This window comes from Halogeometricum sp. CBA1124, assembly GCF_009741955.1.
GTDB classification, from domain to species: Archaea; Halobacteriota; Halobacteria; order Halobacteriales; family Haloferacaceae; genus Halogeometricum; species Halogeometricum rufum.
The window spans coordinates 1-10247 of record NZ_WPCD01000133.1 but is presented as its reverse complement, the minus strand read 5'-3'; the positions used below and the strand labels follow the sequence as shown (position 1 = coordinate 10247).

Annotated in this window: 12 protein-coding genes and 2 pseudogenes; 7 read left to right on the top strand and 7 right to left on the bottom strand. The window is 68.2% G+C overall.

Going from position 1 to position 10247, the window contains the following annotated elements:
* The first annotated feature begins 195 nt into the window (after positions 1–195).
* Entirely contained in the window at positions 196–798 is a 603-nt protein-coding gene (locus GJ632_RS14700; RefSeq protein WP_191453354.1) for a uracil-DNA glycosylase family protein, read from the top strand.
* A gap of 45 nt (positions 799–843) precedes the next feature.
* Positions 844–1995, top strand: a complete 1152-nt coding sequence (gene trpB / locus GJ632_RS14695) for a tryptophan synthase subunit beta (RefSeq protein ID WP_089806975.1) — start codon at positions 844–846, stop codon at positions 1993–1995.
* Positions 1996–2037: 42 nt separating this feature from the next.
* Here trpB and GJ632_RS24800 read toward each other — a convergent pair whose 3' ends face one another.
* The 6 genes and pseudogenes from GJ632_RS24800 to GJ632_RS14670 form a co-directional block, all read right to left on the bottom strand.
* Positions 2038–2319, bottom strand: a complete 282-nt coding sequence (locus GJ632_RS24800; RefSeq protein WP_255473579.1) for a DUF6498-containing protein — start codon at positions 2317–2319, stop codon at positions 2038–2040.
* Between the two features lie 122 nt (positions 2320–2441).
* A pseudogene (locus GJ632_RS24795) lies at positions 2442–2675 on the bottom strand (DUF6498-containing protein); the annotation flags it as partial.
* 183 nt (positions 2676–2858) lie between these two features.
* The gene (locus GJ632_RS14685) at positions 2859–3065 is read right to left on the bottom strand and encodes a hypothetical protein (protein WP_191453352.1); all 207 of its coding nucleotides are present in this window, start codon (positions 3063–3065) and stop codon (positions 2859–2861) included.
* A 100-nt stretch (positions 3066–3165) separates the two neighbouring features.
* Positions 3166–4131 (bottom strand): phosphonate ABC transporter, permease protein PhnE, encoded by a 966-nt coding sequence (phnE, locus tag GJ632_RS14680; RefSeq protein ID WP_089804545.1) that lies wholly within the window; start codon positions 4129–4131, stop codon positions 3166–3168.
* Positions 4121–4921 carry a phosphonate ABC transporter ATP-binding protein gene (phnC, locus tag GJ632_RS14675; RefSeq protein ID WP_089804546.1) on the bottom strand — a complete coding sequence of 267 codons (801 nt, stop codon included), beginning with the start codon at positions 4919–4921 and terminating at the stop codon, positions 4121–4123. Before phnC ends, phnE begins: the two co-directional genes overlap by 11 nt.
* 99 nt (positions 4922–5020) lie before the next feature.
* The gene (locus tag GJ632_RS14670) at positions 5021–6064 is read right to left on the bottom strand and encodes a substrate-binding domain-containing protein (protein ID WP_191453351.1); all 1044 of its coding nucleotides are present in this window, start codon (positions 6062–6064) and stop codon (positions 5021–5023) included.
* A gap of 175 nt (positions 6065–6239) precedes the next feature.
* Here GJ632_RS14670 and hisH point away from each other — a divergent pair, with 175 nt between their 5' ends.
* Complete coding sequence (gene hisH, locus GJ632_RS14665) at positions 6240–6902, top strand: imidazole glycerol phosphate synthase subunit HisH (RefSeq protein WP_191453350.1); 663 nt, start codon at positions 6240–6242, stop codon at positions 6900–6902.
* A 15-nt stretch (positions 6903–6917) separates the two neighbouring features.
* Here the strand turns inward: hisH and GJ632_RS22240 are convergent, their stop codons facing one another.
* The gene (locus tag GJ632_RS22240; protein WP_197428018.1) at positions 6918–7169 is read right to left on the bottom strand and encodes a hypothetical protein; all 252 of its coding nucleotides are present in this window, start codon (positions 7167–7169) and stop codon (positions 6918–6920) included.
* A gap of 403 nt (positions 7170–7572) precedes the next feature.
* Between GJ632_RS22240 and pheA the strand changes: the two are divergent.
* The 4 genes and pseudogenes from pheA to GJ632_RS14640 all read left to right on the top strand — a co-directional run bounded on the left by pheA (position 7573) and on the right by GJ632_RS14640 (position 10091).
* Positions 7573–8378: pseudogene (gene pheA, locus GJ632_RS14655) on the top strand (prephenate dehydratase).
* A 98-nt stretch (positions 8379–8476) separates the two neighbouring features.
* Positions 8477–8893: an archaeal heat shock protein Hsp14 gene (gene hsp14 / locus GJ632_RS14650; RefSeq protein ID WP_089806979.1), complete on the top strand. Its 417-nt coding sequence runs from the start codon at positions 8477–8479 to the stop codon at positions 8891–8893.
* Positions 8894–8987: 94 nt separating this feature from the next.
* Positions 8988–9506: a gamma carbonic anhydrase family protein gene (locus tag GJ632_RS14645; RefSeq protein ID WP_191453349.1), complete on the top strand. Its 519-nt coding sequence runs from the start codon at positions 8988–8990 to the stop codon at positions 9504–9506.
* Positions 9507–9638: 132 nt separating this feature from the next.
* The gene (locus GJ632_RS14640; protein WP_191453348.1) at positions 9639–10091 is read left to right on the top strand and encodes an Hsp20/alpha crystallin family protein; all 453 of its coding nucleotides are present in this window, start codon (positions 9639–9641) and stop codon (positions 10089–10091) included.
* Positions 10092–10247: the final 156 nt, after the last annotated feature.

Below are 10247 nucleotides of genomic sequence, written 5' to 3'. Positions count from 1 at the left end.
GACCGTTGAGCGTCGGGACCGATCGGCGCGGAGGAATCGCGGCGGCACGGTACCGACCGGCGCGGAGGAATCGCGGCGGCACGGTACCGACCGGCGCGGAGGAATCGTGACGGCACGATACCGACCGCCGCGTAGGGGTCGCGACGGCACGACACCGACCGCCGCGTACAAGTCACATCGGCCCGCCTCTCCGGTATGAGCGACGACGCGATGGACGGCCTCTGCGTCCGCGACTGCGAACGGTGTCCGGACCTCGTGGCGTCCCGGAGTCGGATAGTCAACGGCGTCGGCCCCGACGACGCCGACTTGGTGTTCCTCGGCGAAGCGCCGGGCGCGAACGAGGACGAACGGGGCGAACCGTTCGTCGGCCGGTCGGGGAGCGTCCTCGACGACGCCCTCCGCGACGTGGGTCTGGCCCGGGCGGACGTGCGCATCACCAACTGCGTGCGCTGTCGGCCGCCGGAGAACCGCGACCCGACGAAAGACGAACTGGGCAACTGCCGGGGCTACCTCGAACGCGAACTCGAACTGCTCGCCCCGGACCTCGTCGTCACCCTCGGGAAGGTGCCCTCCGAACACCTCCTGGAACGCTCCGTCGCCGTGACGAAGGAGGCGGGCGACGTGGTGGACGTGCGCCTCGGCGGCCGGTCCCAACGCGTCCTCGTCTGCGTCCACCCGGCGGCGACGCTGTACGACCGGAGCCAGCGCGACACGTTCTTCGACGCCGTCGCGAAGGCGGCGGACCTCTCGGGACTCGCCGACGGCGCGGACGGCCAGTCGAGCCTCGGCGACTTCTGACGCGGGGAATCTATTTTGACCGTCGATGGCGATGGTCGAGTGAACATGTCAGACGGAGACTTCGAGGGCTACGGCGGACGACACGTCCCCGACCCGCTGAGAGAACCGCTCGACCGGTTGGCGCAGGCCTACGACGACGTCGCGAACGAGGAGGCGTTCCAGTCCGACCTCCGCGACCTGCTGGAGACGTTCGCCGGCCGGCCGACGCCGCTGTACCACGCGCGCAACCTCAGCGAGCGCTACGGGGCCGACATCTACCTCAAGCGCGAGGACCTCCTCCACGGGGGCGCGCACAAGATAAACAACACGCTGGGGCAGGCCCTCCTCGCCGAAAAGGCGGGCAAGACCCGCCTCATCGCGGAGACGGGTGCCGGGCAGCACGGGACGGCGACGGCGATGGTCGGGGCTCTGCTCGGCCTCGACACGGAGATCTACATGGGGAAGAAAGACGTCGAACGGCAGCGGATGAACGTCTTCCGCATGCGGCTGATGGGGGCCGACGTGAACGAGGTCACTCGGGGGGACGCCGGCCTCGCCGACGCGGTGGACGCCGCCTTGGAGGACTTCGCCGCGAACGTCGACGACACCCACTACCTCGTCGGGAGCGTCGTCGGCCCCGACCCGTTCCCGCGGATGGTCCGGGACTTCCAGTCGGTCATCGGCGACGAGGCCCGCGAGCAGTTCCGTGAGCGGACGGGCGGCCTCCCGGACGCCGCCGTCGCCTGCGTCGGGGGCGGCTCGAACGCCATCGGTCTCTTCCACGCCTTCCGCGACGACGACGTCGACTTCTACGGCGCCGAGGGCGGCGGCGAGGGCGACGAGGCCAAGCGCCACGCCGCCCCGCTTGCGTACGGCACCGACGACGTCATCCACGGGATGAAGACGCGCGTCATCGACGACGACGTCGAGGTTCACTCCGTCTCCGCCGGCCTCGACTACCCGGGCGTCGGCCCGGAGCACGCCATGTACCGCGCCGTCGGGCGCGCCGACTACGCCGGCGTCACCGACGACGAGGCGCTCGCGGCCTTCCGGGAACTCAGCGAGACGGAGGGCATCATCCCGGCGCTGGAGTCGAGCCACGCCGTGGCCCGCGCCGTCCAGTTGGCCGAGGCCGGCGACCACGACACCATCCTCGTGAACCTCAGCGGTCGGGGGGACAAGGACATGGAGACGGCCGCCGAGCAGTTCGACCTCTGAGGCGGCGGTCGGCCCTAGTCGGCAGTCACTCCGACCCGACGGTCAGGTCGCCCCGCTCGTCTCCCCGGCCGTCCGACGGCGCGCCCGCCGGTGTTCCCGCACGTGCGCCGCCGCGTCCAGCCCCGTCTTCAGCACGACCAGCAGGACGACCAGCACCGCCGCCCCGCCGAGGGCGGTGACGAGGAACGCGCCGAGGACGATGGTGAGGTGGAGGACGAACACGCGCCGGTACGGGCCGGCCATCTGTCCGCCCGGCGAGGCGGTCCGGAACTCCTCGCGGCCGACGTAGTTCCACGCGAACGACCCGCCGTGGCTGAGGACCATCGCGACGCCCGCGAGGGCGACGCCCGCGACGCGATGCCGACGGGCACCCCGGCGAAGGCGGGGAGGCCGAACAGGACGAACGCGCCGTGGACGACCCAGAAGACGCCGTAGTGCAGACAGAAGAACGCCGCGGGGAAGACGTTCGACGGGTGGACGCGCGGCCCGGCGTCCGGGTCCGCGTCGTCCGGTCCCGACACGTCGATGGGCGACCCGTCGATGCTGAACGTCGCGTCGCCCTCGTACCGCCCGCTGGCGAGCAGCACCTTCGGCACGTTCAGGACGCCGACGACGCCGCTCTCCACCCAGTAGACGGCCAGCACGTCGAACACGTTCCAGCCGAGGGCGAGGACGCCCACGAGGGGGACGAGGTTGGCGGCGAGGAGCGTTCCGAGCGCCGCCGGCGACGTCGCCGCCGCGTCGGACGGCGGTCTCAGTACGCCGCCCGCCGCGAGTTCGGTTCGACTCACGGACGCGGCGTACGCCGGGGACGGAGAAGAATCCGTAGGTGCCGTCGCCCCAAACTGCGGCCGTTCGCCGCCTCAGGGAACGAGGCCGACCAGTCGCGTGACGCCGTAGCCGAGCAGGCCGACGCCGGCGACGAGGAAGAACGCCCCCGCCGTGCGGCCGTCTCCCGTTCTGTTCCCCTTCAACAGTTCCGTTCGCCCACGATACCGGACGAGGTAGCCGACGACGACGAACAGGGCGCCGACCGGAACGCTCCCCGGCACTCCCAGTAGTTCGCTCACGCCTCGTCGTGGGGACGCGCGGCGTGGAAACGGTTTCGGCGAGTGGGCCGCCGACGTTCGGCGTGCGAGAAAAGGGCGAGGCGACGCAGACGCGCGCGCCTTACTGCCAGATGGACCGTGCCATCCGCTGGGGGAACTCCACGAGCAGTTTGAGGAAGCTCGTTCCTTCCTCGTTGCCGCGGATGTACGACCGGACCCGCTGGCTGACGAACTCCACGGAGACGACCAGCACGAAGATGACGAGGATGGTCGCCATCATGTTCGTGTACTTGAACAGGCCGCGCTGTGTTTGCAGCACCTGGCCGAGTCCGCCGCCACCGATGAGACCCATCGTGACGGCGATGCGGACGTTGATTTCGAGGATGTACATCGTCCACGCGATGAAGGGCGTGAACACCTGCGAGAGCATCCCGAACACGACCTTCTGCGGGCCGTTCGCGCCGGTGGACTCGATTGCCTCGATGGGCCCGTCCTCGACTTCCTCCAGCGCGTCGGTGAACAGGCGACCGAGGTTCCCCATCGTGTCCGTCCCGATGGCCAGCGTCGCCGTGAACGGGGAGACGCCGCCCAGCGGGATGTAGATGAGCGCCCACACCAGCGCCGGGATGGCGCGGATGATGCTCATCGTCCCGCGGAAGATGAAGTTGAACGGGTACGGCGTCACGCGCTCGGACCCGAGGACGCCCAGGAGGAGGGCGCCGGGGATGCCGAGGACGGTGCCGGCGAAGCCCATCGCGAACGTGACGAACATCGCGCCGAGGACGGGGTTGCCGTTCTCGAACTGCAGGAGCAGGTTGCGCTCCTGGATGAACGCCCAGTACTGGCTCACGTCGACGAACGGTACCACGCCGAACAGCGTCCCCGGCGGGAAGAAGTCGCCGAGGGCGTCGGAGAACTCGGGCCAGTACTTGATTATCTCCCCGACGGAGAAGCCCACTTCGCTCAGCGCGTTCGTGAAGACGAACGCGAACACGGCGAGGACGACGAGCGAGAACAGCAGTCGGACGCGCTTTGCTATCTGGATGTTCCGCAGCGACTCCCGAATCCGGTCTGTGTCAGTACTCATGGGCCTGTGTACCGCTCTGCGCCGGTCGTTCGTCGGCGGACGACTCGGTTCGTTCCTCGCGAATCGCTTCCGTCTCGATGTCGCCGTATATCTCGTCGATGACGTCCACGGTGAACTCCTCGCGGTAGCCGTCGAACACGATTTCACCGTCTTTCATCCCGATGAACCGCTCGCCGAACTCGCGGGCGATGTTGACCTGGTGGAGGCTGGCGATGGTGGTCAGGTCACGCTCGGCGGCGGCGTCGCGGATGTAGCGCATCACCGTCTCCGCGCTGGCCGGGTCGAGACTCGCCACCGGTTCGTCGGCCAACAGCAGACTCGGCTCCTGCACCAGCGCGCGGGCGATGCCGACGCGTTGTTGCTGCCCGCCGCTCATGTTGCCGGCGCGCTGGTTCGCCTCGTCGAGGAGGCCGACGGTGTCGAGGGCGCGGAGCGCCTCCCGCTTGTCGCCGTCGCCGTAGCGCCCGAGCAGGCTGCGGAGAAACGACGTGCGGCCGAGGGCACCGGTGAGCGCGTTGCTGTACGCGCTTATCTGTTCGAGAATGTAGTGCTGCTGGAATATCATCGCCACGTCGTTCCGTGGCCCCAGCACCTCCGCGCCGTCTATCGAAATCGACCCCTCAGTCGGGCGAGTGATGCCGTTGAGACAGCGCAGCAGCGTCGACTTCCCCGCGCCGGACTGTCCCAGGAGGACGACGAACTCGCCGTCCGGGATGGTGAAGGAGACGTCGTCGAGGGCCTGTACGTCCCCGTACGACTTGCTGAGGTCCGTCACTTCTATCGTACTCATATCTGATGTGTGGTCGGTCCCTGTCTCGCCGTACACGCGGACCTGTCGTGCGTTCGTGAATCCGGACGATAAAACGCCGTGATACGGACGTCTACGGCCTTACTGACCCAGCGTGACGCCGAGTTCGTCCAGCACGTTCTGGACGGGCTGGTAGTCGTCGACGGTCCCCTGGTCGACGCCGGTGAACCAGAGCTGTTGGTCGTCGCCGAGGTCCTCGTTGATGAGGTCGTCCTCGCCGACGTCCAGCAGGGCCGTCTCGATGTCCGAGTAGAGCGACTGGTCCATCTCGGCGCGGCCGAGAATCGGCGCGCGCGGGATGGGGTCGGAGACCGAGAGCAGTTCCAGTTCGGGGCTCTCGGTGCCCAGGTCGCCGTCGTTCTCGGCGGACGTCTCCAGGAACTGCTCCGGGAACTGGTCTTTCGGGACGTGCGGTGCCGTCGAGAACGCCCCGGTGCCGGCGGCGACGACTTCGTCGCGGTTGAGGAGCGTCTCTCGGGCCGTCGAGTGGTCCGAGAACTGGGCCTCGAAGTCCGCCGGTTCGCCGTCGGGCGCGCCGCCGGTGTCGAGGCCGGCCTTGCTCAGCATGTAGAGGGGGAACAGCGCACCGCTGGTCGAGAGGCGGTCGGCGAACGCCACCGTCTCGCCCTCGAGGTCGGTGAGTTCGCTGACGTCGCTGTCGGGCGTCGTCGTCATGAGCGAGAAGTACCGCGACGCGCCGTACGCGATGCGGATTCCGATGACCTTCGTCACGCCCTCGTTACCGCCCTGGATGGCGATGGCGGGCGCGGCGTCGGCCACGTCGGCCTGCCCGCTCTTGAGCGCCTGCAGGACCGCCGCGTAGTCGGCCGCGACCGTCGATTCGACGGTGACGCCGACCTCGCTCTCCAGATAGTTGAACAGCGGCTGGTACTGCGCCTCCACGTCGACGTCCGACTCCGCGGGCGTCAACGCGAACATGATGGACTCCTGCGAGGTCGACCCCGTCGTCGTCGCCTCCGTCGTCGCTTCGGTCGCGGTACTGCCGCTTCCCGTCTCCGTCGACTGTTCTGTCGTGTTCCCGTCACCCGTACATCCGCTGAGGGCTGCGAGACCTGCGACACCTGTGGCACCTGCCGTCTTGAGGAAATTGCGTCGACTCGCCATTGAACTCACGTTTCTCGTTCGACAGGTTCCTGTTAAGCATTGCTATTCTCTCTATAGATCTCAAAATATTAACAGTCAATGTGGCCTTAGAGTGTATGTACCTCAACCTGCGGTCGCGGCCGCCGACCCGTCCCCGAGGGAAAGTCACTTTGCCCCGGTCCGCGGACGTTCTGGCATGAGCACGACGACGTCCGAGACGCGGGAGACGGTGGCCTCCGTGGTCATGGTGGACTACGGCCTCGGCAACCTCCGGAGCGCCCAGCGCGGACTCGAACGCGCGGGTGCGGACGTGACTATCTCCGACGACCCGGCGACGTTCGCCGACGCCGACGGCATCGTCCTCCCCGGGGTGGGTGCGTTCTCCGAGGGGATGGAGAACGCCGGCCCGTTCCGGGAGGCACTCGCCGAGGCGGCCGACCGCGGGCAGCCCATCTTCGGCATCTGCCTCGGGATGCAGATGCTCCTGACCTCCTCGGAGGAGGCCGACCACGCCGGCGAGGGCGAGGTGGAGGGACTGGACTTCGTCCCCGGACGCAACGTCCGCTTCGACGAGGGGCAGAAGGTGCCGCACATGGGGTGGAACGAACTCGACGTGCGGCGCGACCACCCCCTCGTCGACGGCGTGGACGGCGAGTACGCCTACTTCGTCCACTCGTACTACGCCGTCCCCGACGACGACGACGCCGTCGTCGCCACCACCGACTACGGCGTCGAGTTCCCCTCCATCGTCGCCAACGAGGCGGGCACCGTGTTCGGGACGCAGTTCCACCCCGAGAAGTCCGGCGAGACGGGGCTGAAGATACTCCGGAACTTCGTCGAACTCTGCGCCGACTGGTAGCGTCGCTTCGCTCCGCTACGACAGCGACACGTCGTCTATCGTTCTGGCAACCTCCGTCTCCCAGACGACGCTGAGGCCGACGGCGACGATGCCCTCGCTCTCCCCGGACACACCGTACTCGAAGCGCTCCCACCCGGCGTGGTCCTCTATCGCTCGCTCGGTGTCGAAGTCCGCCTCGCGTAACCACCCCCGTTCCGGGCGCGGGCCGGCGTAGGCCGCCAGTCTCGTGATGGTGTTGAACGACTCCTCCGGCGAGTGGACCGCCACGGAGAGTGTCCACGCCGTCCAACAGGACGGCCTGTTGGGCCCAGATGGTGCCGTCGTCCTGTCCCCCGTCGATGGCGAACTGGAGGGCGGCGTCGCCGGTGGCCGCCGGGTCGTCCACGATGCGCGCCGACGATTCGACCGGGAGTCCGGTGTTCGGGTCGGTCGGCAGGTCGCGGCCGACGAGCCACCCCCGAAGCCCGGACTCGAACCCCGGGTTCGTTACCGACGCGCTCGGGTCCGTCGTCCCGTCGTCTACGACCGGCGCCGTGCAACCCGCGAGGGCGGTGACGCCCGTCCCGCAGGCGGCGAGAAACCGTCTTCGGTGCATGGTCACACCGATGCGGGCGACGACCATAGTCTCTGACCCGACGGTATTTTACAGGCCGCTGTCGAATCTCGCGTCATGCAGGCAGTCACGCTGGGTCCGGCCGGGACGTACTCGCACCGCGCGGCCCGCGCCGTCGCAGACGACGTCGCCTTCCGCGAGTCGGTGTCCGCCATCGTGGACGCCGTCGACTCCGGGGAGTTCGACCGCGGCGTCGTCCCCATCGAGAACAGCATCGAAGGGAGCGTCACGGAGACGCTCGACGCCATCGCCGACGCGACATCGCCGTCACGCGGGAGATAGTGACGCCGATTCGGCACGCCCTCCTCGCGCAGTCCGAGGAGTTCTCCGTCGTCGCCTCCCACTCGCAGGCGCTGGCGCAGTGTCGGGGCTACCTGGAGCGAGAGTACCCCGAGGTCAAACTCGAAGCCGTCGCCAGCACGGCGCGCGGCGTCGAACGCGCCCGCGAGGACGCTTCCGTCGCCGGTATCGGGCACCCCGACAACGCGGGCGAGGGACTGCAGGTCCTCGCCGAGGACATCCAGGACCGCTCCTCGAACGCGACGCGCTTCTTCGTCGTCGCGCCCGCCGCCGAACGCTCGGACGCGGGCGGCAAGTCCACCGTCGTCGTCTACCCGAACGCGAACTACCCCGGACTGCTCCTCGAACTCCTCGAGGCGTTCGCCGAACGCGACATCAACCTCTCGCGCATCGAGTCGCGCCCGAGCGGAAACCGCCTCGGCGACTACCTGTTCCACATCGACTTCGAGGCCGGCCTGTACGAGGACCGCGCGCAGGAGGCCCTCGCGAGCGTCGAGGAGATCGCCTCCCGCGGGTGGGTCAAGCGCCTCGGGTCGTACGACATGCAGCACGTCCTCTACTAGACCGCGGACGGAGCCGGCGTCTCGAACTGCGAACACGCCGCCGGTCCCGGGAACCTGCGAAAACCTTGATAGCGTCACCGGGCGAACAGGTGGACGACATGGCGCGCCAGAACCCCTTCGACGAGATAGAACAGTTCTTCAAGCGGATGGGCCGCGAGTTCGAGGAGTCGGGACTCGCCTCGCTCCGAGACATCGCCGTCGACGTCTCGGAGACGGACGACGAACTCGTCGTCGTGGCGGACCTGCCGGGCTACGAGAAGGACGACATCGAAATCTCGGCCTCGGGCCGCGAACTCACCGTCGAGGCCGAGCGCAGCGCCGACGAGGAGGAGACCGGCGACCGATACGTCCGCCGAGAACGGAGTCGCAGCAGCGTCCGCCGGTCGATAACGCTCCCCGTCGAAGTCGTCGAGGAGGAGGCGTCCGCGACGTACAACAACGGCGTCCTCACCGTCACCCTGCCGAAGGAGACGGCCGACGAGGACGACGAGTCGACGAACATCGACGTGGTGTAAGGTCAGCGTCCCGTCTCCGGGCGGTCCCTCACCCCTCCCGCCGAGTTCTTCTCACCCAACCAACACTTAACAGCGAACTCCACGTAGTGTCCGCATGGACGGCCCGCGAAGCTACGAGTTCGAGGGTGTCGCGCCGACGATTGCCGACGAGGCGCGCGTCAGCAACGAGTCCACGCTGGTCGGCGACGTGGCCGTCGCCGCGAACGCCAGCGTGTGGCCGGGCGTCGTCCTGCGGGGGGACATCGCCCCGGTTCGCGTCGGCGAGGCGTCGCACGTCACCGACAACGCCTTGCTGCACGCGTCGGTCGTCGGCGACCGGGTGATGGTCGGCCACGGCGCGGTCCTCAACGAGGCGACGGTCGGGGACGACGCGCTCGTCGGGTTCAACGCCACGCTAAACACGGACGTGACCGTCGGCGAACGGAGTCTCGTCGCCGCCGGGTGCGTCGTCCCGGAGGGGCGCGACGTCCCGCCCGAGTCGTTCGTCCGGGGGGTCCCCGCGCAGGTCACGCCGCTCTCGGAAGCGAGTATCGACATCGAGGCGCTTCTGGACAGATACTCCGCCGCCGAGTACTCGGGGCTGGCGGAGCGTCACACCGACCTGTTCGACTGACGCTCCCGCTCGTCCGACGTTCCCGAAGTGCTGTATCTGGGGTTCACGAGCGCCGTACCGTGCGAATTGCCGTCTCACGTCCTGCTATCTTTATCTCCTCGAACGACCATACTGTTCTTCGGTGAACTACCAATGATGCGACGTTCCAACCCCTTCGAAGAGATCGAGTCGATGTTCGAGCGAATGTCCCGCCAGTTCGACGAGATGAGCCACCAGTTCGACGGTTCCCGGATGATGGGCGCCGACTACGGCATGGACATCGACGTCCGCGACGGGGCCGACGAGTACGTCGTCGTGGCTGACCTCCCCGGCTTCGAGAAGGAGGACATCGACCTCTCCATAGCCAAGCGCTCGCTGACCATCTCCGCCTCCCGCGAGATGCACGAGGAACGCGAGTCCGACACCGAGTCGAGCGAGTACATTCGCCGCGAACGCCGCCACGAGTCGATGCGCCGCACCCTTCGCCTCCCCGAAGACGTGATGGCCGACGACGCCTCCGCGTCCTACAAGAACGGCGTCCTCACGGTGACCATCCCCAAGACGGCGGTGGAGTCCGATGACTCCCACCGCATCGACATCAACTGAGCCGATTCGCCGGTCCGACGCCTCGGGCCGCACCGACAGTCTCGGTCCCCCGTCTCTGACGTGCCGCCCCCGATTTCGCACGTGCCGCTCCCGGTTTCTCGTCGACTTCAGTCGTCTCCGGTCTCTGTCTCGCTTTCGTCGTCTCCATCGTCTCCA